The 22,773-nt window shown below is 71.6% G+C and carries 23 protein-coding genes; 8 read left to right on the top strand and 15 right to left on the bottom strand.

Translation table 11 applies throughout. From position 1 onward, the window contains the following. Positions 1-88 precede the first annotated feature (88 nt). The 6 genes from EXE57_RS18840 to EXE57_RS18815 form a co-directional block, all read right to left on the bottom strand. The gene (locus EXE57_RS18840) at positions 89-1,594 is read right to left on the bottom strand and encodes a CoA-acylating methylmalonate-semialdehyde dehydrogenase (RefSeq protein WP_208543124.1); all 1,506 of its coding nucleotides are present in this window, start codon (positions 1,592-1,594) and stop codon (positions 89-91) included. A gap of 13 nt (positions 1,595-1,607) precedes the next feature. Then, the gene (locus EXE57_RS18835; protein ID WP_135080216.1) at positions 1,608-3,008 is read right to left on the bottom strand and encodes an NAD(P)/FAD-dependent oxidoreductase; all 1,401 of its coding nucleotides are present in this window, start codon (positions 3,006-3,008) and stop codon (positions 1,608-1,610) included. Further along, entirely contained in the window at positions 3,005-3,793 is a 789-nt protein-coding gene (locus tag EXE57_RS18830; RefSeq protein ID WP_135080214.1) for an ABC transporter permease, read from the bottom strand. Before EXE57_RS18830 ends, EXE57_RS18835 begins: the two co-directional genes overlap by 4 nt. 67 nt (positions 3,794-3,860) lie before the next feature. Continuing rightward, on the bottom strand, positions 3,861-4,721 hold the full coding sequence (locus tag EXE57_RS18825; RefSeq protein WP_244246903.1) for an ABC transporter permease: 861 nt from the start codon (positions 4,719-4,721) through the stop codon (positions 3,861-3,863). Beyond that, entirely contained in the window at positions 4,714-5,886 is a 1,173-nt protein-coding gene (locus tag EXE57_RS18820) for an ABC transporter ATP-binding protein (protein ID WP_135080211.1), read from the bottom strand. Before EXE57_RS18820 ends, EXE57_RS18825 begins: the two co-directional genes overlap by 8 nt. Then, positions 5,870-7,042 (bottom strand): polyamine ABC transporter substrate-binding protein, encoded by a 1,173-nt coding sequence (locus EXE57_RS18815; protein ID WP_135080209.1) that lies wholly within the window; start codon positions 7,040-7,042, stop codon positions 5,870-5,872. Before EXE57_RS18815 ends, EXE57_RS18820 begins: the two co-directional genes overlap by 17 nt. Before the next feature lie 144 nt (positions 7,043-7,186). Here EXE57_RS18815 and EXE57_RS18810 point away from each other — a divergent pair, with 144 nt between their 5' ends. From EXE57_RS18810 to ddaH, 3 genes are all read left to right on the top strand, one after another. Next, positions 7,187-7,660 carry an Lrp/AsnC family transcriptional regulator gene (locus EXE57_RS18810; RefSeq protein ID WP_208542913.1) on the top strand — a complete coding sequence of 158 codons (474 nt, stop codon included), beginning with the start codon at positions 7,187-7,189 and terminating at the stop codon, positions 7,658-7,660. 71 nt (positions 7,661-7,731) lie between these two features. Next, a complete protein-coding gene (locus EXE57_RS18805) occupies positions 7,732-9,015 on the top strand; it encodes an NAD(P)/FAD-dependent oxidoreductase (protein WP_244246902.1) in 1,284 nt (427 codons plus the stop codon). A 49-nt stretch (positions 9,016-9,064) separates the two neighbouring features. Continuing rightward, positions 9,065-9,823: a dimethylargininase gene (gene ddaH, locus EXE57_RS18800; protein WP_135080205.1), complete on the top strand. Its 759-nt coding sequence runs from the start codon at positions 9,065-9,067 to the stop codon at positions 9,821-9,823. A 6-nt stretch (positions 9,824-9,829) separates the two neighbouring features. Here the strand turns inward: ddaH and EXE57_RS18795 are convergent, their stop codons facing one another. Beyond that, positions 9,830-10,531, bottom strand: coding sequence for a M1 family aminopeptidase (locus EXE57_RS18795; RefSeq protein WP_135080203.1), 702 nt, complete (start codon positions 10,529-10,531; stop codon positions 9,830-9,832). Positions 10,532-10,543: 12 nt separating this feature from the next. After that, positions 10,544-11,272 (bottom strand): gluzincin family metallopeptidase, encoded by a 729-nt coding sequence (locus EXE57_RS18790; RefSeq protein WP_135080201.1) that lies wholly within the window; start codon positions 11,270-11,272, stop codon positions 10,544-10,546. Between the two features lie 108 nt (positions 11,273-11,380). On the opposite strand from EXE57_RS18790, the gene EXE57_RS18785 reads away from it, so the two are divergent. The 5 genes from EXE57_RS18785 to EXE57_RS18765 all read left to right on the top strand — a co-directional run bounded on the left by EXE57_RS18785 (position 11,381) and on the right by EXE57_RS18765 (position 17,885). After that, positions 11,381-12,721, top strand: coding sequence for a rhodanese-like domain-containing protein (locus EXE57_RS18785; RefSeq protein ID WP_135080199.1), 1,341 nt, complete (start codon positions 11,381-11,383; stop codon positions 12,719-12,721). 176 nt (positions 12,722-12,897) lie between these two features. Continuing rightward, positions 12,898-13,791, top strand: coding sequence for a serine protein kinase RIO (locus EXE57_RS18780; protein ID WP_135080197.1), 894 nt, complete (start codon positions 12,898-12,900; stop codon positions 13,789-13,791). Positions 13,792-13,896: 105 nt separating this feature from the next. Next, positions 13,897-15,318, top strand: coding sequence for a choice-of-anchor B family protein (locus tag EXE57_RS18775; RefSeq protein WP_135080195.1), 1,422 nt, complete (start codon positions 13,897-13,899; stop codon positions 15,316-15,318). 240 nt (positions 15,319-15,558) lie between these two features. Continuing rightward, entirely contained in the window at positions 15,559-16,794 is a 1,236-nt protein-coding gene (locus EXE57_RS18770; RefSeq protein WP_244246901.1) for a hypothetical protein, read from the top strand. An 11-nt stretch (positions 16,795-16,805) separates the two neighbouring features. Next, positions 16,806-17,885 (top strand): LOG family protein, encoded by a 1,080-nt coding sequence (locus EXE57_RS18765; RefSeq protein WP_135080191.1) that lies wholly within the window; start codon positions 16,806-16,808, stop codon positions 17,883-17,885. Here EXE57_RS18765 and rlmN read toward each other — a convergent pair whose 3' ends face one another. From rlmN to pyrH, 7 genes are read right to left on the bottom strand one after another with little or no spacing between them, the layout of a single operon-like run. Next, a complete protein-coding gene (gene rlmN / locus EXE57_RS18760; RefSeq protein ID WP_135080189.1) occupies positions 17,886-19,022 on the bottom strand; it encodes a dual-specificity RNA methyltransferase RlmN in 1,137 nt (378 codons plus the stop codon). It abuts the gene before it with no gap. A gap of 58 nt (positions 19,023-19,080) precedes the next feature. Beyond that, positions 19,081-19,446, bottom strand: a complete 366-nt coding sequence (locus tag EXE57_RS18755) for a cytochrome c oxidase subunit II (RefSeq protein ID WP_208542912.1) — start codon at positions 19,444-19,446, stop codon at positions 19,081-19,083. Positions 19,447-19,475: 29 nt separating this feature from the next. Then, on the bottom strand, positions 19,476-19,997 hold the full coding sequence (locus tag EXE57_RS18750) for a histidine phosphatase family protein (protein WP_167305975.1): 522 nt from the start codon (positions 19,995-19,997) through the stop codon (positions 19,476-19,478). Further along, positions 19,994-20,578 carry a DUF2238 domain-containing protein gene (locus EXE57_RS18745; RefSeq protein ID WP_135080185.1) on the bottom strand — a complete coding sequence of 195 codons (585 nt, stop codon included), beginning with the start codon at positions 20,576-20,578 and terminating at the stop codon, positions 19,994-19,996. Before EXE57_RS18745 ends, EXE57_RS18750 begins: the two co-directional genes overlap by 4 nt. Beyond that, on the bottom strand, positions 20,575-21,441 hold the full coding sequence (locus EXE57_RS18740) for a phosphatidate cytidylyltransferase (RefSeq protein WP_135080183.1): 867 nt from the start codon (positions 21,439-21,441) through the stop codon (positions 20,575-20,577). Before EXE57_RS18740 ends, EXE57_RS18745 begins: the two co-directional genes overlap by 4 nt. Positions 21,442-21,448: 7 nt before the next feature. Further along, positions 21,449-22,003: a ribosome recycling factor gene (frr, locus tag EXE57_RS18735; RefSeq protein ID WP_208543123.1), complete on the bottom strand. Its 555-nt coding sequence runs from the start codon at positions 22,001-22,003 to the stop codon at positions 21,449-21,451. Between the two features lie 36 nt (positions 22,004-22,039). Beyond that, the gene (pyrH, locus tag EXE57_RS18730) at positions 22,040-22,747 is read right to left on the bottom strand and encodes a UMP kinase (protein ID WP_135080179.1); all 708 of its coding nucleotides are present in this window, start codon (positions 22,745-22,747) and stop codon (positions 22,040-22,042) included. Positions 22,748-22,773 lie beyond the last annotated feature (26 nt).

The following is a 22,773-nucleotide window of genomic DNA, read 5'->3' as shown; positions in this document are numbered from 1 at the left end:
ACCTGAGGCGCACCTCGTGGAAGCGCAGGGCGCGGCCGCCCGAGAGGCCGCCCCTGCGCTTTCTCCGTCTCCGGACCTTGCGCCCGGGCTAGGTGTGCCGGGGGAAGCCCAGGTCCACGCCACCGCGCTCGGCGGGGTCGGGCCACCGTGAGGTCACGACCTTCTGGCGGGTGAAGAAGTGGATGCCGTCGGTGCCGTGGGCGCGGGTGTCGCCGAAGAGCGACGCCTTCCACCCGCCGAAGGAGTAGTACGCCATCGGCACCGGGATCGGCACGTTGACGCCGATCATCCCGACCGTCACCTCCCGCTGGAAGCGCCGGGCGGCGCCGCCGTCGGTGGTGAAGATCGCCGTCCCGTTGCCGTAGGGCGAGGCGTTGACGAGCGCCACCGCCTCGTCGTACGACGCCGCCCGCACGATGCTCAGCACGGGCCCGAAGATCTCGTCGTCGTAGACCGACATCCCGGGCCGCACGTCGTCGAAGAGGGTCGGACCGAGCCAGAAGCCGTCAGCGGCGCCGCTGGGCTCGACGCCGCGCCCGTCCACGACGAGCCGCGCCCCGTCGGCGACGCCCGCGTCGAGGTAGGAGGCGACCTTGTCGCGGTGCGCGCCGGTGACCAGCGGTCCCATGTCGGCGCCCTCGCGCCCGTCACCGGTGGTGAGCCCACCCATCCGCGTGGTGATCGCCTCGACCAGGCCGTCGGCCACCGGTTCCACGGCGACGACCACCGAGATCGCCATGCACCGCTCCCCCGCCGACCCGAACCCGGCGGAGACCGCCGCGTCGGCAGCCTGGTCGAGGTCGGCGTCGGGCAGCACCACCATGTGGTTCTTGGCCCCGCCGAGGGCCTGCACCCGCTTGCCGTGGGCGGTGCCGGTCTCGTAGACGTAGCGCGCGATGGGGGTCGAGCCCACGAAGGAGATCGCGGCGACGTCCTCGTGGGTGAGCAGCGCGTCGACGGCGACCTTGTCGCCGTGCACGACGTTGAAGACACCCGGCGGCAGCCCTGCCTCGGCCCAGCACTCCGCGATGAGCAGCGAGGCGGAGGGGTCCTTCTCCGACGGCTTCAGCACCACGGCGTTGCCGCAGGCGATCGCGATCGGGACGAACCACAACGGCACCATGACCGGGAAGTTGAAGGGCGAGATCACGCCCACCACCCCGACCGGCTGCCGCAGCGAGTAGACGTCGACGCCCCCGGACACGCCGTCGCTGAACTCGCCCTTCAGCAGGTGCGGAGCGCCGCAGGCGAACTCGGCGACCTCGAGCCCCCGCTGCACCTCGCCCAGCGCGTCGTCGAGCACCTTGCCGTGCTCGGCCGTGATCGCGGCCGCGAGCTCCTCGCGCCGACGCGAGACCGCCTCGCGGAACGCGAACATCACGGCCGTACGCCGGGTGAGCGACTGTGCCGCCCACGCCTCACCGGCGACCACCGCCTCGGCCACCACGGCGGCGACCTCCTCGCCGGAGGCGAACGGCACCCTCCCGCTCACACGTCCGGTCGCCGGGTCGTAGACGTCGCCGGCGCGGTCGCCCGCCCCCGTCCAGCGCTCGCCTCCCCGCCAGTGCGGGATCGTGGCCGTCACTTCGTCCATCATCGGTGTCCTCTCATGAGTCGAATCCGAGGCCCGCGCGGTCGAGGCCGCGCAGCCACAGGTTGCGGTGCCCGCCGGTCCGGTCCGAGCGAGCGAGCGACCAGCGGGTGAGCTGGATGCCGCCCCAGCGGGCCGGCTCGGGCGGGAAGGGCAGCGGCCGCTCGCGCACCATCCGCAGCGCGGTCCGCTCGGTCTCCTCGCCCGCCAGCAGGTCCAGCATGACCTCCGCGCCGAAGCGTGTCGCGGCCACGCCGAGACCGGTGTAGCCCAGCGCGTACGACACCGCGCCGTCCATGGCCGTGCCGAAGAAGGCGCTGAACCTGGTGCAGGTGTCGATCACCCCGCCCCACCGGTGGCTGAAGCGCACGTCGGCGAGCTGGGGGAAGGTCTCCGCGAACTGCGCGGCGAGCAGCCCGTGGGTGCGGTCGCGCTGCTCGAGGTCCGGCGCGGTCCGGCTGCCGTAGTGGTAGATCGCGTCGTAGCCACCCCACAGGACCCGGTCGTCACGGGTGAGCCGGTAGTAGTGGAACAGGTTCGCGGAGTCGCCGACGCCCTCACGGCCCTGCCACCCGATCGAGGCCCGCTGCGCGGCGGTCAGCGGCTCGGTCATCAGGACGTAGTCGTAGACGGGCACGGTCATCAGCCGCAGCCGCCGCAGCAGCGGACGGAAGGCGTTGGTGGCCAGCGCGACGCGGCGGGCGCGGACGACGCCGCCCTCGGTGCGCACCGCGACCGCCGCACCCTCGCGACCCAGCCCGGTCACCGGCGAGTCCTCGAAGATCCGGGCCCCGGCGGCCAGGCAGGCCTCGCGGAGCCCCCACGCGAGCCGCGCGGGCTCGACCAGGGCGGTGCTGTCCGGCTCGAACAACCCCGCGACGTACGTCGGGGAGTCGACCCGCGCCCGGACGTCGGCCGTGCCGAGCAGCTCGGCCCGGTGCCCGTGGGCGGCGAGGTCGTCGGCGTACGCGGCCAGCTCGGTGGCCTGGTGCTCCTCGGTGGCGACCGAGAGCTCGCCGGTGCGCTCCCAGTGGCAGTCGATTCCGTGGCGGGCGATCGTCTCCCCGATCGCCGCCAGGTTGGCCGCGCCCAGGCGGTCGAGCTCGGCCAGCTCCTCGGGCCAGCGGGCCTGCCCGTTGCCGAAGCCGTGGGTCAGCGACGCCGAGGCGAAACCACCGTTGCGCCCGCTCGCGGCGTCGCCGCAGCGGCCGCCCTCCAGCACCACGACGCTACGACCCGGCTCGCGCTCGAGGGCGCACAGCGCGGTCCACAGGCCGGTGTAGCCACCGCCGACGACCACCAGGTCGGCCTCCGACGCCCCGCCGTACGTCGGCAGCGGGGCCGGGCGGTCCGGGTCGCCGAGCCAGTAGCAGGAGGGTGCCGCGTCGGAGAGCGCCCGGTCCGGACGCGTCGTCATGCGCGCTGGCGCCGGGCGCGCAGCTCGCCGAGCAGCACGATCGCGATCGAGATCGCGAACATCACGGTGCCCACGACGTTGACCTGCATCGGCACCCCGCGCTGGGCGACGCCCCAGACGTACATCGGGAAGGTCGTGGTGGTGCCGGCGTTGAGGTTGGTGATGATGAAGTCGTCGAAGGAGAGCGAGAAGCTCAGCAGCGCGGCCCCCAGGATGCCGGGGAAGACCAGCGGGAAGGTCACCCGCCAGAAGGTCTGCGACGGCGTCGCGTAGAGGTCCATCGCCGCCTGCTCGAGGCTGTCGTTCATGCCGGCCAGCCGCGCCCTCACCGTGACCACGACGAAGGACAGGCAGAACATGATGTGGGCCACCAGGATCGTCCAGAAGCCCAGCTGACCACCCAGTCCCGCGGCGACGAAGAGCGCGAGGAGGGAGGAGCCGAGCACGATCTCGGGCGTCGCCATCGGCAGGAAGATCAGCAGGTTGGTCGTCGACCGCCCGGCGAAGCGGTGGCGGACCAGGGCGAAGGCCGCCAGCGTGCCGAGGATGGTCGCGACGACGGTCGCGAGCAGGCCGATCTCGATGCTGCGGACCACCGCCTCGCACATGCTCGGGTCGAGACACGGGTTGAGCCAGTTGTCGAGGGTGAACCCGTCGAACCGGTAGACGACCCGGCTGTCGGGGTCGTTGAAGCTCATCAGCACCACGACCGCGATCGGCACGAAGGTGTAGGCGAGGACCAGCAGTCCCAGGATCAGCACGATCCGTTCACGGAGCCACGTCATCGTCGGGGTCCCCTCGGAAGCGTGCCTTCGCGCGGAGCGCCCTCGCTCGCGCTTTCGTGGGGTGTCATCACAGGAGCTCCTCCGTCCCTGCACGGCGGACGTAGAAGAGCACCATCGCCACGATCAGGATGACCAGGATCATCGAGAGGGCGCCGGCGGCGGCGTAGTCGTTGGCGTCGGTGAAGAGGTTCTGGATGACGTTGCCGACCATCCGCTGGTTGGGGCTGCCCAGCAGCTGGGCGTTGATGTAGTCGCCCGTCGCCGGGATGAAGGTCAGCAGCGTCCCCGAGATCACGCCCGGCAGCGACAGCGGCCAGGTCACCTTGAAGAACCCGACGAACGGCGAGGCGTAGAGGTCGCTCGACGCCTCGATCAGCCGGTGGTCGATCTTGTCGATGCTCGCGAAGAGCGGCAGCACCATGAACGGCAGGAAGTTGTACGTCAGCCCGGCCACCACGGCGATCGGCGTCGCCAGCAGCCGGCCGTCGTCGGCGAGCAGCCCGACGAACTGCAGCGAGTTCACGATCAGGCCGTCGTCCTCGAGGATCAGCTTCCACGACAGGGTCCGGACCAGGAAGCTGGTGAAGAACGGTGCGATGACCAGCACCAGCATCAGGTTCTTCCACCGGCCGGCCTTGAAGGCGATGGCGTAGGCGAGGACGTAGCCGAGGATCAGGCAGAAGAACGTCGCGAGGGCGCCGTACCAGAGGGAGCGGACCAGCGGCACCCAGTAGTCCTTGAGGGCGTCGGTGTAGTTGCTGAACGCCCAGGTCATCTCGTAACCGCGGAAGATCGACCCGTTCGGGTCGTAGAGGCTGGTGGCTACGAGGGAGTAGAAGGGGATGACGAAGAAGACGAACAGCCACAGCATCGCGGGGACGAGCAGCAGGTAGCCGGTGTAGCTGCGCCGGCTCGAACGCTCACTCACCGTCGCCCTCGGTCGCTCCGGCGGCCGCGTCCTGGCTGTGGTCGAGGAGGAACGCGTACTCCGGTCGCCACGAGAGCTCCACCCGGTCACCCCTGCGGAAGATCCGCCGGCGCCCGGTGTTCTGCTCGAAGACCGTCAGCTCCTGCCCCCACGGCATCCGGACGAGGTACTGGGTGCTGACGCCGAAGAAGCTGACGTCGGTGATCACGCCGCCCGGCACGGTGTTGCCGGGGGCGTCGAGCGCCTCGCCCTCCTCGCCGATGAGCACCTTCTCGGGGCGGATGCCGATCCAGCCGCGGTCACCCTCCGCATGGACACGGTCGGTCGGGACCGAGATCTCGATGCCGTGCATGTCGACGGTCACCAGGTCGGCGGAGCGGTTCCGGATCTGGCCGTCGATGAGGTTGGACTGGCCGAGGAAGTTGGCGACGAAGGTGGTCCGCGGGTTCTCGTAGAGCTCGTCGGGCGCGCCCATCTGCTCGATCACGCCGGCGTTCATCACGGCGACCGTGTCGGCCATGGTCATGGCCTCCTCCTGGTCGTGGGTGACGTGGATGAAGGTGAGACCGACCTCGGTCTGGATGCGCTTGATCTCCAGCTGCATGGAGCGGCGCAGCTTGAGGTCCAGCGCGCCCAGCGGCTCGTCGAGCAGCAGCACCTGCGGCTGGTTGATGAGCGCCCGGGCCAGCGCGACCCGCTGCTGCTGGCCGCCGGAGAGCATCGCCGGCTTCTTCTCGGCCTGGCTGGTCAGCTCGACCAGCTCCAGCATCTCCTCGACCTTCGCCTTGACGTCCGACTGCTTGCGCCGACGCAACCCGAAGGCGACGTTCTCGAAGATGTCGAGGTGCGGGAAGAGGGCGTAGTTCTGGAACACGGTGTTGACCGGTCGCCGGTACGGCCGCGCGCGGGTGATGTCCTCCCCGCCCAGCGTGATGGTTCCGGACGTCGGCGTCTCGAGGCCGGCGACCATGCGCAGCGTGGTCGTCTTGCCGCAGCCGGACGGCCCGAGCAACGCGAAGAACGACCCGGTCGGGACGTCGAGGTCGAGGTCGTCGACCGCGGTGAACGCCGCGAAGGACTTCGTCAGCCCCCGCAGCCGCAACCCGTCGAAAGCACCGCCGGCCCCGTCGGGGGCCGCGGTCTCCCGGTCAGCCACCTGTGACATCCGACCACTCTCCTTCGTACTGTGCCGTCAGCTGGTCGTCGAGGGGCATGAAGTCGAAGGTGTCGGCCAGATCCTCCGCCGAGGGGAAGATCAGCTTGTTGTCGACGAGGGAGGGATCGATCTTCTCCATCTCCTCGCGGGCGCCCTCGACCGGGCAGATGTAGTTGACCCAGGCGGCCAGCTTGGCGGCCACCTCGGGCTCGTAGTAGTAGTCGATCCACGCCTCGGCGTTGGCCTGGTGCTCGGCCATGTTGGGGACGATCATGTTGTCGCTCCAGAGCGACAACCCCTCCTCGGGGACCACGAACCGGATGTCCGGGTTCTCGAACTGCGCCTGGATCACGTCGCCCGACCACGCCTCGCAGGCCGCGATGTTGCCGGCCGTGAGGTCCTGGATGTACTCGTTGCCGGTGAAGGCGCGGATCTGCTCGGCGGCCACCGCCTTGCGCAGCTCCTCGATCGCGTCGGCCCACTCGTCGGGCGTGAAGTCGCCGGGGTCGGCCCCGACGATGCGCAGCATGAATCCCATCGTGTCGCGCATCTCGGACAGCAGTGTGACCCTGCCCTTGAGCTCGGTGCGGGTGAGGAGCTCGCTGAAGCTCTTGACCTCGCCGGTCTCGGCCGCGTTGTAGGCGATGCCCGTGAGGCCGCTCTGCCAGGGAGCGGAGTACTGCCGGTCGGGGTCCCACTGCCGGCCGCGGAGCGGCTCGATCAGGTTGGCGTGGAGGTTGGGCACCTTGTCCTTGGCGATCGGCTGGATCCAGCCGAGGCCGATCATGCGCGCCGCCATCCAGTCGGTCAGCATCATCATGTCGCGGTCGATCGGCTCGCACGCGCCGAGCTGGTTGCGGACCTTGGCGAAGAACTCGGCGTTGTCGTTGACGTCGTCGGTGTAGTCGACCGTGACGCCGGTGCGCTCCTGGAAGACGTTGAGCGTGGACTCCGGTTGGCGCCGCGGGTCGATGTAGGCGGGCCAGTTGGAGATGATCAGCTGCTTCTGTGACTCCGACAGGTCCTCGGCGCGGCACTGGGCCGGGTCCTGCTGGGCACCCGGGACGCTGAACCGCGGGAGCACCAGGGCGCTGCCGACCACGGCGGCACCGATGCCGACCCCCTGCAGGAGCGATCGCCTGGTGAGGGCGGGCTGGCGACTCATCGGGCTCCCTTCGCGGTGGATCGGCTCGGATCGTGTCACGGCCAATCGGACCAAACAAGGGATTCCGCAGAATTTTGGATCACAGACGACGGAATCGTTACTCCGACGTAGCATCCACGCCACAGGTGTGGAACCATGCCCGCCATGAGCCGCAAGCAGGACCGCAACGGCGTCGTGCTCGACGACGTCGCGAAGGCGATCATCGAGCAGCTGCAGCAGGACGGCCGCCGCTCGTACGCCGCCATCGGCAAGGAGGTCGGCCTCTCCGAGGCCGCCGTCCGCCAGCGCGTCCAGCGACTCATCGACAGCGGCGTGATGCAGGTGGTCGCGGTCACCGATCCGCTGCAGCTCGGTTTCGCCCGTCAGGCGATGGTCGGCATCGCCGTCACCGGCGCTCTCGAACCGGTCGCCGACGAGCTGGCCGCGATGGACGAGGTCGACTACGTCGTGGTGACCGCGGGCGCCTACGACGTGCTCGCCGAGGTCGTCTGCGAGAGCGACGAGAAGCTGCTCGAGCTGATCTCCGAGAAGATCCGCCGCATCGAGGGGGTCTCCCGCACCGAGACCTTCATGTACCTCAAGCTGCGCAAGCAGACCTACTCCTGGGGCGTGCGCTGAGCGCGCTCTGGGCCGACACCGCTCCCGAGGCCACCCCCTACGCACCGCTCGACGGCGACGCCACCGTCGACGTGGCCGTCGTCGGCGCCGGGTTCACGGGACTCTGGACGGCCCACTACCTCGCCGAGGCGGACCCGTCGCTGCGGATCGCCGTCCTCGAGGCCGAGACGGTGGGCTTCGGCGCCTCCGGGCGCAACGGCGGCTGGTGCTCGGCGCTCTTTCCGGCGTCGCTCGGCGCGCTGGCCCGGATGTCGGACCCGGAGGCGGCTCTGGCGCAGCACGCCGCGATGCGGCAGACGGTCGACGAGGTCGGCGCGGTGGCCGCGGCCGAGGGGCTCGACGTCGACTACGCCAAGGGCGGCACGATCTCCCTGGTCCGGAACCGGGCCCAGCTGGTCCGGGCACGCGAGGACGTGGCGCAGGCGCGACGTTGGGGGCTCGGCCCCGACCAGCTCGACCTCCTCGACGAGGACCGCGCCCGAGCGATGCTCGACGGCAGCGGAACCCTGGCCGGGCTCTACACCCCCGACTGCGCCGCCCTCCACCCGCTGCGCCTGGCGCGCGGGCTCGCCGCGGCGGCCTCGCGGCGCGGCGTCCACATCCACGAGCACAGTCGCGCCACCCGGATCGGTCCCGGCCGGGTCGAGACACCGGCGGGCACGGTGCACGCCGGCACGGTCGTGCGCGCGACCGAGGCCTTCACCGCGGGGCTCCCCGGCGAGCGGCGCACGCTGGCTCCCGTCTACTCCCTCGTCATCGCGACCGAGCCCCTCCCCGCGGAGACCTGGGAGCGCATCGGGCTGGCGCGACGCGAGACCTTCGCCGACCACCGGCACCTGGTGATCTACGGCCAGCGCACCGCGGACGACCGGCTGGTCTTCGGTGGCCGCGGGGCGCCGTACCACCTCGGGTCGCGGATGCAGCCCGGGTTCGAGCACGAGCCCCGCGTGTTCGCCCAGCTGCGGTCGACGCTGGTCGACCTGCTGCCGGTGCTCCGGGACGCCCGGTTCACGCACGCGTGGGGCGGCGCCGTCGGCGTACCCCGCGACTGGTGCGCCTCGGTCGGGCTCGACCGCGACACGCGGATCGGCTGGGCGGGTGGCTACGTCGGCGACGGCGTGGGCACCACCAACCTCGCGGGCCGGACGCTCCGCGACCTCGTGCTCGACCGCGACACCGAGCTGACCCGCCTGCCGTGGGTGGGTCACCGTTCACGACGCTGGGAGCCCGAGCCGCTGCGCTGGCTGGGCATCAACGCGGGGCTCCACGCGATCACCTGGGCCGACAGGGAGGAGCGCCTGACCCGGCGGCCGAGCCTGATCGCCCGAGCCGTGCGGCCCCTGGTCGGCAGCTGACCCGACCCGGTCACCCCTGCCGACGCTGCACCGGTGCCATGCTGGGCGCATGACCCGCGCCCTCGTCCGTCGTCCCGGTCCCCGCCTCCCGGAGGGCCTGCTCACCCACCTCGAGCGCTCGCCCGTCGACGTGGACCTGGCGCTGCGCCAGTGGGAGGGCTACGTCGCCGCGCTGCGCGCCGAGGGCTGGGACACCGTCGAGGTGCCTGCTGCCGACGACTGCCCCGACGCCGTCTTCGTCGAGGACACGGTGGTGGTCTACGGCGACCTCGCGGTGATCAGCCGTCCCGGCGCCGACGCGCGCCGCGCCGAGACCGCGGCCACCGAGGCGGTGTTGCGCGACCTCGGGTTCCGGATCGCCCGGATCGAAGCGCCCGGCACGCTCGACGGGGGCGACGTGCTCAAGCACGGCGGGACCGTGTGGGTGGGCCTCGGCGGTCGGACCGACCGTGACGGCGCCGACCAGCTCGCCGCCCACCTGGCGCCGATGGGCGCCACCGTGGTGCCGGTCCCGGTGACCAAGGTGCTGCACCTCAAGACCGCGGTGACGGCGCTGCCCGATGGCACGGTCGTCGGGCACGAGCCGCTCGTCGACGACCCGGCCACGTGGGAACGGTTCCTCCCGGTGCCGGAGGAGTCTGGGGCGCACGTGGTGCTGCTCGGCGGCGACGCCGTCCTGATGGCCGCCGACGCTCCCCTGTCCCGCGCCCTCTTCGAGGAGCGCGGCCTGCGGGTCGTCGCGGTCGACATCTCCGAGTTCGAGAAGCTCGAGGGCTGCGTGACCTGCCTGTCGGTCCGGCTGCGCTGACCCGCGTCAGGCCAGGCCGTTGTCGGCGGTGCGGGCCGGGCGCTCGCCGGTGTGCAGCCACGCGTCGAAGAACCCGTCGAGGGACTCCCCGCTGACCTCGGCCGCGAGCGCCTCGAAGTCCTCGGTCGCGGCGTTGCCGCCTTCGTGCTCCCGGAGCCAGGTCTGCAGCAGCAGCCAGAAGTCGTCCTCGCCGATCCGGTTGCGGAGCGCCTGGAAGGCCATCCCGCCACGGAGGTAGACAGGGGTCGCGAAGATCCCGTCGTGGCCGGGGTCGGCGATACGCATCTGCCAGAAGCGGCTGCCCGGTCCCCGGGCGTCGTACTCGTCCTGCAGCCACTGCGCCGCGTCCGGGCCACCGTGGGTCTCGGTCCAGCGGTGCTCCATGAAGGTGGCCGCCCCCTCGTTGAGCCAGATGTCGCGCCACCTCTCGATCGCGACCGAGTCGCCGAACCACTGGTGGGCCTGCTCGTGGACGACGAGCGGGACGTGGCGGCCGCGGCGGACCGCGAAGTACGTCGGCATCGTCTGGTTCTCGAGCGCGAAGTACACCGGCAGCCCGGTCACCAGCCCACCCGCTGCGGAGAACGGGTAGCGACCGAGGTCCTCGGCCAGCCCCTCGACGATCGCGGGTGACTGCCGCAGCATCCGCATGCTTGCGCGAGCCGCAGTGGGGCCGAGCTGCTGGGAGACCAGCAGCCGCGACGGCACCCCGGCTGCTTCTCACCGCTCGACCCGGAAGCTCCCGGCGGCGAACATGGCGAGGTAGGTCGCCATCGGCTCGTCGGAGCGCCAGTGGTGGGTCACGAGCGCCCCGTCGCGCTCCCGTCCGACCGGGTTGCCGTTGGCGACCACCTGCCGGCCTCGCGGCACGGTGATCGAGATGTCCATCAGCGCCTTGTCGCTGGGGTGGTCGTTGGCCGGGAACCACCACGGCGCCATGTGGGGCTGGTTCATCGCGACCACCTCGTGCTCGTCGGCGAGCCAGTTCTTCTCGCCGTCGTAGCCGACCGGGCCCGGGTGACCGTCGTAGGTGACGCGCACCCGGAAGCGGGTGCCGGCGGCCAGCGGCTCGGCGGGGGTGATCCGGAGCTCGTGCTGCCGCGGCCTGGCGACGTCGGCGGGGACACCGGCCACGGCGACCCGACGGACCGGCAGCAGGAAGTCGAGGTGGAACGAGGAGAGGTCCTGGGTGGCCCGCACGGTCAGCGTGGTGTGCCCCGAGAGCCGCCCCTCCCGGAACCGGTAACGGTCGTGGATGTCGTAGCGCAGCACGTCGAGGCCGCCGTTGCCGTCGATCGGGAAGTAGCCGTCGCCGATGCCCGGACTCCCGGGCTCCGAGGCCGCGTGCGCCGGTGCGAGCGGGAGCACCGCGACCAGCAGCGTGGCGAGCCCGATCCCGAGTCGGCGGCGCGCCACGTTGGCGCGCGGGAACGGCGGCGGTGTGACCATCCCTGGAATCTAGACGACACGCCGTCACCGATGACAACGCCGACATCTTCTGGTCAAACTCTACTAACTTTGTAGTATTAAGTTCCGGAGCGACCCGAGGAGTTTCCCGTGCAGATCGTCCCCATCGCCCTTCCCCAGCTCGGCAACCGGTGCCACCTGCTGCACGACGGCAGCAGCGCGTTGGTGGTCGACCCGCCCCGCGACCACCTCGTGGTCGAGGAGGCAGCCGCGCGTGCGGGCGTCGAGATCGCGGCCGTCGCCGACACCCACGTCCACAACGACTACGTGTCCGGGGCGCCGCTGCTGGCCCGCAGGCACGGCGCCGACTACCTCGTCTCCGCCGACGAGCGGGTCGCGGTCCCCCACGAGGGGATCCGCGGCGGCGACGTCGTCGAGGTGGGCTCGCTGCGTGTGGACGTGCTCACAGCCCCCGGCCACACCGAGCACCACCAGGCGTTCCTCGTCCAGGACCGGGCCGGGGCGGGGGCACTGCTCTCGGGCGGCAGCCTGCTCCACGGCACGGTCGGGCGTACGGACCTCGTCGCACCGGACCGGACTGCCGGCCTGGCCCGCGCCCAGTGGGCCACGGCCCGCCGGCTCGCGGAGCTGCCCTCCGGCACGCTGCTGCTGCCCACGCACGGCTTCGGCAGCTTCTGCGCCGGCGGAGTGGCGGGCGCGGACGACAGCGGGACCCTTGCCCAAGAGCGGCTCGCCAACCCCGCGCTGACCCTGGGGCTCGAGGAGTTCGTCAGCCGGCTGCTCGCCGGCTACGGACCCGTCCCGACCTACTACGCCCACATGGCGCGGCTCAACCGGGCAGGCGCCGGGGCCAGCCCCGGCCGCGCCGCGACACCGGTCACCGCCGAGGGGGTCACCGACGCGGTGCTCGCGGGTCACTGGGTGATCGACGTCCGCCAGCGGCGCGACTTCGCCGGGGGCCACCTGGCCGGGAGCGTGAACGTCGAGCTCGGTGACCAGTTCGCGACGTACGTCGGCTGGCTGGTGCCGTGGCAGGACGACATCGTGCTGCTCGCCGACGACCCCCACCACCTCGACGACGCGGTCCGCGACCTGGCCGCGATCGGGATCGAGGGCGTGTCGACGCACGTGCTCGACGGCTCGACCCTGCTCCCCGCACGCCACCGCCGCGCCGGGTGGGAGGACCTCTGCGACCTCGAGCGGCGACCGGTGCTGCTCGACGTGCGGCGCCACGACGAGTACGACGCCGGCCACGTGCTCGACGCCCACCACGTCCCGCTGCACGAGCTGGCCGACCGGCTGGGCGAGCTGCCCGCCGGCGAGATCTGGGTCTACTGCCGCTCCGGCTTCCGTGCCGGGATCGCCGCCAGCCTGCTCCAGCGGGCAGGCCGCTCGGTCGTCCACGTCGACGACGACCTCGGCCGGGTCGCCGACCTGCAGCTGCCCGTGCAGGGCTCCGTGGCGGCCTGACGACCCGGACGCGACGGCTCGAAAACCAGTTGCACCCGCACCGGCGCTGCCTCACCATGGGCTCGAGCGCGCGGACCTCGCCGTGCCCGGGACCGGAAGGAGATGTGACATGACGATCGAAGTCATCGGCCTGCCCGCAGACCGCATCCCTTCCACCACCCGGAGCACCCACCGCGATGTCACTCGACGACCGCTTCACCTGGCCTGACCGGCCCGAGACCGAACCACCCACGACGACGTACGACGGGATCGACCCCCGCTTCGTCTTCGACTTCACCACCTACGACGACCCCGACGACGAGCGCCAGCGCTGGTCGACGTGGTACGACGTCGAGCCGCTGTGCCGCGGCCCGGAGCCCCGACCCGACTGGGTCGTGACCTCCCGCGGCGCGATCGACACCGAGCTCGGCATCCTCAAGACCGGCAAGGAGGCCGACGTCTTCCTGCTCGAGCGGGGCGACCCCCACGACCCTGCTGGCGCGGTCGTGATGGCCGCCAAGCGCTACCGCGGTGAGGAGCACCGCTCCTTCCACCGTTCCTCGGCCTACACCGAGGGACGGAAGATGCGCCGCTCCCGCGACAACCGCGCCCTGGCCAAGAAGACCGCCCACGGGCGTGCCGTCGCGGCCGGCCAGTGGGCCTTCGCCGAGTGGTCGGCGCTCGTGCGCTGCCACGAGCTGGGACTGCCCGTCCCCTATCCCGTCCAGATCGACGGCACCGAGCTGCTCATGGAGTGGATCACCGTCGACGGCGAGACGGCCCCCCGGCTGGCGCAGACCCGGCCCGGGGGCGAGCTGCTGGCGTCGTACTTCGACCAGCTCCGCGAGGTGCTGGCCGAGCTCGCCCGCAGCGGCCTGGTCCACGGCGACCTCTCGCCCTACAACGTGCTCGCCGCCGGAGAGAGGCTGGTCGTGATCGACCTCCCCCAGATGGTGGACCTGGTCGGCAACCCCGCCGGCATGGACTTCCTGATGCGCGACTGCACGAACGTGTGCCGGTGGTTCCGCGCCCGCGGTCTGGAGGTCGACGAGCATGCGCTGTTCGGTGAGCTCGTGGCCCACGCCTTCTGACGTCGCCGCCAGGGTTCCCGTCCGCCGACGGCGTCGCTACTGTGTGGGACAGCTCACACGGGCGGCGCCCCCACGTGCTGCCGACGGAATCCGGGAGGTCGAGCAATGAAGGCACGACTCGTGGTCGCAGTGACGACCGCGTTGGCAGCGGGAGCGCTGGGGATCGGCGCCTCGTACAGCAACGAGGACAAGGGCAACCGGCACAACGCGACCGGTTCCGAGCAGGCCAAGCAGTTCCGGGAGGTGGCCGGCGCGGACACCCGGGCGGCCCGCGCGGTGGACTCCACCGCAGCACGCTGCAGGGGTGGCGAGGCGGCCGGCTTCCCGTGCAAGGGCATCGACCTGCTCAGCCACGTCAGCCGCGAGGAGCTCGGACTCAGCTTCGTCAACGACATCTGGGGCTGGACCGACCACACGCGGGGACGCCACCACGCGGGCGCGCAGGGCAAGGGGAAGCACGGCAAGGACAAGGGCCGGCACGGCAAGCGGCACCACTACGCGCTCATCGGCGGCGCGGAGGGCACCGTCTTCGTCGACATCACCAACCCGCGACGGCCCGACATCGTGGGCACGCTGCCCACCCACTCCACGGTGGGAGGTGAGTTCTGGCGCGACATCAAGGTCTACGAGGACCACGCCTACATCGTGTCCGAGCACGAGGGACACCAGATGCAGGTCTTCGACCTCACACAGCTGCGCGGCGTCCGGGGCGCCCCGGTGACCTTCGAGGAGACGGCCGTCTACGACATCGGCGGCGCGGGCAACACCCACAACCTCAACATCAACGAGGACACCGGGTACGCCTACCTCGTCGGGACCAGCACCTGCCGCGGCGGCCTGCACATGGTCGACCTCGACGATCCGGCTGCCCCCGCGTACGCCGGGTGCTTCGACGGCCACGGCTACATCCACGACACCCAGTGCGTGGTCTACCGCGGACCCGACCGCGAGTACCGCGGCCGCGAGATCTGCTTCAACGCCAACGCCGAGTTCGTCGGGCCGACGATCGAGGACATCGAGAACACCCTGTCCATCGTCGACGTCACCGACAAGGAGCAGCCGGTGGCACTCTCCCGGGTGTTCTACGGGCAGGACGGCTACAGCCACCAGGGGTGGCTGGACGACAAGCAGAGGTACTACATCCACGGCGACGAGCTCGACGAGCAGCTGCGTGGCATCAACACGCGGACGCGGGTCTGGGACGTGAGCGACCTCGATGATCCCGAGGTCAACGGCGTCTACGACAACGCCACCACCTCGATCGACCACAACCAGTACACGAAGGACGGCAGGTCCTACCACTCCAACTACACCTCCGGGCTGCGGATCTACGACAACTCACAGCTCGACGACGGGGAGCTGGAGGAGGTCGCCTACTTCGACCTCTACCCGGAGAACGACGACCCCACCTTCGAGGGGGGCACCTGGAGCAACTATCCCTACTACGACCGTGAGGACTTCGTGGCGGTCAGCTCCATCGACCGGGGCCTGTTCGTGCTCGATCCGCAGCGGAAGGTGCGCCGCTAGTCCGGCGGCGCCGCCAGCCGCGGCGCAGGTCTGCGACGGCCCGCGGGAGTCCACCACTCCTGCGGGCCGCGCGCTGCCTGTCGGCCCGAGCAGCACCCTCTCCCGCCGTCGCCCCACAGGAGACCCGCCCTGACCGACCACTCCGTCCTGGCCCACGGGATCGGCGGGGCCAAGGACCTCCCGATCCCCCTGTCGGGGGTCCTCGTCGGCGCCGCCTGCGCCCTCGCGGTCTCCTTCGCCGTGCTCGCGCTCGCGTGGCGGACCCCGAGGCTGGCCGGGGACTCGGCCGGCCGGGAGCTCCCCGCCTCGGTCGGCGCGCTCGTCACCTCGCCGTGGCTGCGGGGCGGGGTGCGCGGCCTCGGGCTGGCGGTCACGGCCTACACCGCGTGGGCAGCGTTCGCCGGTGCCGACGCCGCCGCCAACCCGACGCTGGGCGTGTTCTACATCTACCTGTGGGTCGGCATGGTCCCGCTGTCGCTGCTGCTGGGTGACGTGTGGCCGTTGCTGTCCCCCGTCCGGACGCTGCACGTGGTGCTCTCCCGGGCCCTGGGCAGCGCCCCGGACCAGGGCATGCTCCGCTACCCGGCGTGGCTGGGGCAGTGGCCGGCGGCGCTCGGGCTGTTCGCGTTCGTGTGGACCGAGCTGGTCAGCCCCGACGCCGAGCTCGTGGCAACGGTGGTCACCTGGTTCCTCGTCTACGCCGGGGTGATGCTGGTGGGCGCCGCCGTCTTCGGAGACACCTTCCTCGCCCACGCGGACCCCTTCGAGGTGTGGTTCGGGCTGGTGGCCCGGTTGTCGCCCTGGGGCCTGCGCCGGACCGCCGACGGTGGCGCGCGCGTCGTGATCCGCAGCCCACTGCAGAGCCTCGACACCGTGACACCCGTGCCCGGGCTGGTGGCGGTGCTCGCCGTCCTGCTCGGGTCGACCGCGTACGACAGCTTCAGCACCTCGATCTGGTGGCTGCGCGTGACCGGAGTCCGTGGTCCGCTGGACCCCACGGTGCTCGACACCCTCGTCCTGCTGGGCTTCGTGCTGGTGGTGATGGTGACCTTCACGGTGGCCGCGCGGGTCGGGACCGGGCTCCCTCGGCAACGACGGCGTGAGCTGCCGCGCCAGCTGGCTCACTCCCTGGTGCCCATCGGGGTCGGCTACGTCTTCGCCCACTACCTGTCGCTCCTGCTCGAGTCCGGCCAGGCCTACCTGATCTTCCTGTCGGACCCGCTCGTCACCGGCACGGACGACGTCCTCGGGACCGCCGACTGGACCGTGTCCTACTTCCTCTCCCTGCGTCCCGGGCTGCTCGCCGTCCTCAAGGTCGGCTTCGTCCTCGTCGGGCACGTCCTGGCGGTCGTCGCCGCCCACGACCGCGCGCTGCGGCTGCTCCCCGACGGTCATCGGGTCTCGGGGCAGGTCGGGATGCTGGTGCTGATGCTGGTCTACACGGTCGGCGGGCTGCTGCTGCTGTTCAGCGCCTAGGGTCGGGCGACATGAGGCACTCACGCGGCAGGGTCGTCGAGGTCGACACCACGGGGGACCTGGACCGGCGGCTCGACGCCGGTGCCCGCACGCTGCGCGGCTGGCGGCTGCGCTCGCTCGACCTCCGCGGTCGCGGGGACGACCTGGGCCGCTGCCGGGTGGCGGGGGCGATGTTCCTCGGCTGCCGCTTCGACGAGGGGGTCGAGGCGGAGCTCGAGGAACGCGGCGCGATCGTCTTCCCGACGCTGCCCGACGTACCGCTCGACTCCTACCGCAGCCGGCTCTACACGGCCCGCGAGCTCTACGGCGAGGGCCCGTACGCCGACAGCCTCGACGCCCGTGCCTACGCGTGGACCGAGTCAGGGCCCGACCACGACGGGCTCCTCGCAGCGGCGCTCCACGACCACGCCGTCGACGAGGCCCTGGCCGCCTGGGTGGCGGGGCGCTCCGTCGTCGGCGTCATGGGTGGCCACGCGCTGCTGCGCGACCAGCCGGCGTACGCCGAGGCGGCGCAGCTCGGGCGGCTGCTGGCCGGTCGTCACACCGTCGCCACCGGCGGTGGTCCGGGGGCGATGGAGGCGGCCAACCTGGGCGCCCGGGTGGCGGGAGACCCGGTCGAGGCGTTCGACGCGGTGCTGGCCCGGGTCGCGGCGGTTCCGGACTACCGGACCGGGATCGGCGCGTGGGCCCGGGCGGGGCTCGACGCGCTCGACCCCGCCTCCGCGACCACCGACACCCTCGGCATTCCGACCTGGCACTACGGGCACGAGCCGCCCAACGTGTTCGCGTCGGCCATCGCGAAGTACGTCCGCAACGCGGTCCGCGAGGCGGTGCTGCTCGAGATCTGCGACGCCGGCATCGTGTTCCTGCCCGGCGCCGCGGGCACCGTGCAGGAGGTCTTCCAGGACGCCTGCGAGAACTACTACGCCGACCCCGCGTCGGTCGCGCCGATGGTGCTGGTCGGCCGCGAGCACTGGACCCGGACGCTCCCCGTCTGGCCGCTGCTGCAGCACCTCGCCCGCGGACGGGCCATGGAGCCCCACGTCCACCTCGTCGACTCCGTCGAGGAGGCCGCCGAGGTCGTCGGCTGATCAGCCGTCGCTGGCCGCCAGCTGACCGCAGGCGCCGTCGATCTCGCGACCGCGGGTGTCCCGGACGGTGGTCGGGATGCCCTTGGCCTCCAGCCGGCGTACGAACTCGCGCTCGTCGGCCGGGTCGGAGGCGGTCCACTTCGACCCGGGGGTCGGGTTGAGGGGGATCAGGTTGACGTGGACCCAGCCCCAGTCGCCACGGGCCAGCAGCACGTCGGCGAGCAGGTCGGCCCGCCAGGCCTGATCGTTGATGCCGCGCATCATGGCGTACTCGATGGAGACCCGGCGCTTGGTCGTGCGCGCGTAGTTCCACGCGGCCTCGACCGTCTCGGCGACCGAGAAGCGGGTGTTGATCGGGACCAGCTCGTTGCGCAGCTCGTCGTCAGGTGCGTGCAGCGACAGGGCCAGGGTCACCGGGATCCCGAGCTCGGCGAGCTGGTTGATCCGCGGGACCAGGCCGACCGTCGAGACGGTGATGCCGCGGGCCGACATGCCCAGGCCTCCCGGAGCCGGGTCGGTGAGCCGGCGTACGGCTCCGATGACGGCCTTGTAGTTGGCGAGCGGCTCCCCCATGCCCATGAAGACCACGTTGGAGACCCGTGCCGGGCCGCCCGGGACCTCGCCGCGCGCGAGCGAGCGGGCGCCCGCGACGACCTGCTCGACGATCTCGGCGGTCGACATGTTGCGCTGCAGGCCGCCCTGGCCGGTGGCGCAGAAGGGACACGCCATCCCGCAGCCGGCCTGGCTCGACACGCACATCGTGACCCGGTCGGGGTAGCGCATCAGCACCGACTCCACGAGGGCGCCGTCGAAGAGCTTCCACAGCGTCTTGCGGGTGGTGCCGCGGTCGGCCTCCAGCGTGCGCAGCGGGGTCATCAGGTCGGGCAGCAGGGCCGCGACGACCTCCTCGCGCTGCGCGGCGGGGAGGTCGGTCATCTCGGCGGGGTCGTCGACCAGCCGCGAGAAGTAGTGGGTCGAGAGCTGACGGGCCCGGAACGCCGGCAGCCCGGCCTCGGTCACGGCGTCGGCCCGCTCCTGCTCGGTGAGGTCGGCGAGGTGTCGGGGCGGCTTGCGCCGTCCGCGCGGCTCGTCGAAGACGAGCGGGAGGGTCTTGGTGGGCTCGGTGCTCTCGGACATCAGGCGTCGATTCTCCCACGCCCCCGGCTCACGAGCCGATTCGTGCCGGGCCGCGAGGTCAGGAGTCGTAGCGCACCATGAAGTACAGGACCAGCGAGGCGACCCCGAGGACGACGACCGCGGTGACCGCCATCCCGAGCCACATGAACTGCGCGAACCGCCGGGTGCGTCGTGGGAAGAGCATCACGAGCGGGGCCAGGAAGAAGACCAGCACCAGCGGGAAGAGCTCCTCGGCCCGGTCGTAGGGCAGCAGCAGCCGCAGCACCCCGGCGAAGCCGCCCGGCACCGCCGTCACGAAGACCATGCCGGCGAAGAAGCCGGTCAGTGCCGCGAACGTCGGGTGCGAGTCGTGCCACCAGTCCCACCAGTGACGGTCCGGGGGCCGGGTCGTGGCCTCGGGACCCCGGGTTGCTGCCTCGTTCATGGCTCCCACCGTACGGGCCGCCGGAGCGGTCACCGCAGAGGCTCGACCGAGAGCAGGTCGGGCATCGCCAGCGACTCCCACCGCGCCAGGTCGGGGGGCTCGCCGCTCAGCTCGGCGACCAGCACGGTCCACGCGGTGCCGTGGCCGACGAGCACCACCGGGACGTCGGTGTGCGCGGCCAGGATCCCGGTCACCGCCGTGGTGACGCGCTCGCGGCACCGGGCGAGCGGCTCCCAGCCCGGTGCGGCGGGCCGGGCCGGGTCGTCGAAGGCCCGGCGCACGACGTCGGGGAAGTCGTCGTGCCACGTCGTCGACTCGCGCCGGTGCTCCCGCAGCCCCTCCACCACCGCCACCTCCGCGTCGGTGAGCAGCTGGGCGGTCTGCACGGCCTTGGGTTCCGGCGAGGTGAACCACGCGGCGCCATCGGGGATCCGGCCCGACTCGCGGAGCGCCCACACCGCGTCGTAGCCGGCCGGATCCAGCTCCCACGCGTGGGCGGGGACGCTCCGGTCGACGGCCGACAGGCCGTGCCGGACCAGGTGGAGCCTCACGCGGCACCGCCTGTGCCGGCCTCCGCCGCCCGTCGGTGGCGCGCCAGGACGACGCCCGCGACGGTCGCCCCCAGCGTGCCGAGCGCCAGGTCGCCGAGGGTGTCCTCGTAGGCGGTGTCGAGCTCCACGCCGCGACGAATGAAGGTGTACCACTCCCCCAGCTCCCAGCCGATCGCCAGCAGCGCCCCGAGTCCGGCGACGACGAGGACCACCAGCCAGGCCGGCAGCCGCCGCGGCACCAGCATCAGGCCCAGGCCCCCGCACAGCAGCCCCCAGTTGAGGAAGTGCATGGCGTCGTCCCACCACGCCAGCTGGTCGAACAGGTCGGCGGTGTTGCCCGACACGTCGAGCAGGAAGGCCAGCCACACCAGGCTCACCGCGCCCCACGGCACCGGCTCCCCGCGCCGCAGGACCCGCCAGAGGAGCGGGACGGCGATCATCAGCACGGGGTACGCGAGCAGCCGCCAGCCGAACCCCTTGCCGTCGTACTGCTCCCAGCCGCTGACGGTGCCGAGCAGCAGCTGTCCCAGCGTCAGGACGCCGATCGTGATGGCCAGAGCGGCCGCGCGGGAGCCGGTCACGCGAAGACGGTGTAGTGGAGCAGCAGCCAGATCGGGGCAATGGTGGCGAGCAGGGAGTCGAGCCGGTCCATCAGCCCACCGTGGCCGGGGATGACCTGGCTCATGTCCTTGACCCCGAGGTCGCGCTTGATGACCGACTCGCACAGGTCGCCCAGGGTCGCCATCACGACGGCGATCAGGCCGAGGGAGACGCCGACCCACCAGTCACCGTCGAGCAGGTACACCACCAGCGCCCACCCGGCGACGACGCAGAAGACCGCGGACCCCACGAAGCCCTCCCAGGACTTCTTCGGCGAGATGACGGGGGCCATGGGGTGACGGCCGAAGAGGACCCCGGCGACGTAGCCGCCGATGTCGGAGGCGATGGTGACCAGGATGAAGACCGTGATGCCACGGGCGCCGTCGTCCCAGCGGTCGAAGTCGGTGGCACCTCCCTCGGCGAGCAGCAGCGCCACGAACGAGCCGAGGAACGGCACGTAGACGAGGGTGAACACCGAGGCTGTGGCGTTCTGGACGTAGCCGTCGACACCGCGGCGCAGCAACCACAGCATCACCACGAGGGCTGTGACGGCGGTGGCCGTGACCAGGGCGGGCGCGCCGTAGAAGTAGGCGACGACCACCATCACGACGCCGCCGACCATCAACGGCTGCTCGGGCAGGTCGATGCCCTTGGCGAGCAGCCCCTGTCGCAGCTCCCAGATCGCGACGACGACCGCGACCGCCACGATGCCGAGGAAGGCGATCTTCCAGAAAGCCAGGGACGCGGCGATCGCCGCGAGGAGCACCACGGCGGACCCGATCGCGGCCGGGAGGTTCCGGCCCGCGCGGCCGTGGTCCTTCGCCGGGGCGGGAGAGGTCGTCATGGGCGGGTCAGACCTCGAGGAGCTCTGATTCCTTGTGCTTGAGCAGCTCGTCGATGGTGTCGGTGTGGGTCTTGGTGATCCCGTCGAGCCGCTTCTCGGCTCCGGTCACGTCGTCCTTGCCGACCTCGCCGTCCTTCTCCAGCTTCTCGAGGTTCTGCTTCGCCGTGCGCCTCAGGTTGCGGACGGCGACCCGGCCGTCCTCGGCCTTGGAGCGGGCCAGCTTGATGTACTCCTTGCGGCGCTCCTCGGTCAGCTCGGGGAAGACGCAGCGGATGCTCTTGCCGTCGTTGGCCGGGTTGACGCCGAGGTCGGAGTCACGGATCGCCTTCTCGATGTTGGCCAGGGCCCCCATGTCGAAGGGCGCCACGACGATCGTCCGCGCGTCCTGGGACGTGAACGAGGCGAGCTGCTGCAGCGGCGTCTGGGTGCCGTAGTAGTCGGCGGTGAGCTTCGCGAACATCGCCGGGTTGGCGCGACCGGCACGGATCGTCGCGAACTCCTCGCGGGTCGCCTCGACCGACTTGTCCATCTTCTGGTCGGCCTCGTTGAGGATGTCGTTGATCACGGGTGCTCCTGTGTCGTCGTCGTCGGCAGCGCGTCAGCTGACCAGCGTGCCGATCTTCTCACCTGCCACGATCCTCGCGATCGCGCCCTCCTCCTCGGCGCCGAACACGATGAGCGGCATCTTGTTCTCCATGCAGAGGGCGAAGGCCGTCGCATCGGCGGCCTTGAGGCCCTTCATCATCACGTCCTGGTAGCTGATGGTGTCGAACTTGGTCGCCGTCGGGTCCAGCTTGGGGTCGGCGGAGTAGAGCCCGTCGACGCCCTGCTTGGCCATCAGCACCACCTCGCAGCGGGTCTCGAGCGCCCGCTGGGCGGCGACCGTGTCGGTGGAGAAGTAGGGCATGCCCGCGCCGGCGCCGAAGATGACGACCCGGCCCTTCTCGAGGTGGCGCACCGCGCGGCGGGGGATGTACGGCTCGGCGACCTGTCCCATCGTGATGGCGGTCTGGACCCGGGTCTCGATGCCCTCCTTCTCGAGGAAGTCCTGCAGCGCGAGGCAGTTCATGACGGTGCCGAGCATGCCCATGTAGTCGGCCCGGGCGCGGTCCATGCCGCGCTGCTGCATCTCGGCGCCGCGGAAGAAGTTGCCGCCACCGACGACGATGCAGATGCCCACGCCCTGGCGGGCGACGGCCGCGATCTCCCGGGCGATGCCGGCCACGACGTCGGGGTCGACGCCGACCCTGCCGCCTCCGAACACCTCGCCGGACAGCTTCAACAAGACGCGCTGGTACGTGGTCACTCGGCTCCCTCGGACTGGGTCTGGAC

Source organism: Nocardioides euryhalodurans (genome assembly GCF_004564375.1).
GTDB classification, from domain to species: Bacteria; Actinomycetota; Actinomycetes; order Propionibacteriales; family Nocardioidaceae; genus Nocardioides; species Nocardioides euryhalodurans.
This window is presented reverse-complemented; position numbering and strand designations above follow the sequence as displayed.

Bases quoted from the DNA above. Each gene is read 5' to 3' on its own strand.
- EXE57_RS18765 (WP_135080191.1), top strand. From the start codon at position 16,806: ATGAGGCACTCACGCGGCAGGGTCGTCGAGGTCGACACCACGGGGGAC.
- EXE57_RS18780 (WP_135080197.1), top strand. From the start codon at position 12,898: ATGTCACTCGACGACCGCTTCACCTGGCCTGACCGGCCCGAGACCGAA.
- EXE57_RS18740 (WP_135080183.1), bottom strand. From the start codon at position 21,441: ATGACGACCTCTCCCGCCCCGGCGAAGGACCACGGCCGCGCGGGCCGG.
- EXE57_RS18815 (WP_135080209.1), bottom strand. From the start codon at position 7,042: ATGAGTCGCCAGCCCGCCCTCACCAGGCGATCGCTCCTGCAGGGGGTC.
- EXE57_RS18790 (WP_135080201.1), bottom strand. From the start codon at position 11,272: ATGGTCACACCGCCGCCGTTCCCGCGCGCCAACGTGGCGCGCCGCCGA.
- EXE57_RS18820 (WP_135080211.1), bottom strand. From the start codon at position 5,886: ATGTCACAGGTGGCTGACCGGGAGACCGCGGCCCCCGACGGGGCCGGC.
- EXE57_RS18840 (WP_208543124.1), bottom strand. From the start codon at position 1,594: ATGGACGAAGTGACGGCCACGATCCCGCACTGGCGGGGAGGCGAGCGC.
- ddaH (WP_135080205.1), top strand. From the start codon at position 9,065: ATGACCCGCGCCCTCGTCCGTCGTCCCGGTCCCCGCCTCCCGGAGGGC.
- EXE57_RS18755 (WP_208542912.1), bottom strand. From the start codon at position 19,446: ATGAACGAGGCAGCAACCCGGGGTCCCGAGGCCACGACCCGGCCCCCG.
- EXE57_RS18830 (WP_135080214.1), bottom strand. From the start codon at position 3,793: ATGACGTGGCTCCGTGAACGGATCGTGCTGATCCTGGGACTGCTGGTC.
- EXE57_RS18810 (WP_208542913.1), top strand. From the start codon at position 7,187: ATGAGCCGCAAGCAGGACCGCAACGGCGTCGTGCTCGACGACGTCGCG.
- EXE57_RS18775 (WP_135080195.1), top strand. From the start codon at position 13,897: ATGAAGGCACGACTCGTGGTCGCAGTGACGACCGCGTTGGCAGCGGGA.
- EXE57_RS18835 (WP_135080216.1), bottom strand. From the start codon at position 3,008: ATGACGACGCGTCCGGACCGGGCGCTCTCCGACGCGGCACCCTCCTGC.
- rlmN (WP_135080189.1), bottom strand. From the start codon at position 19,022: ATGTCCGAGAGCACCGAGCCCACCAAGACCCTCCCGCTCGTCTTCGAC.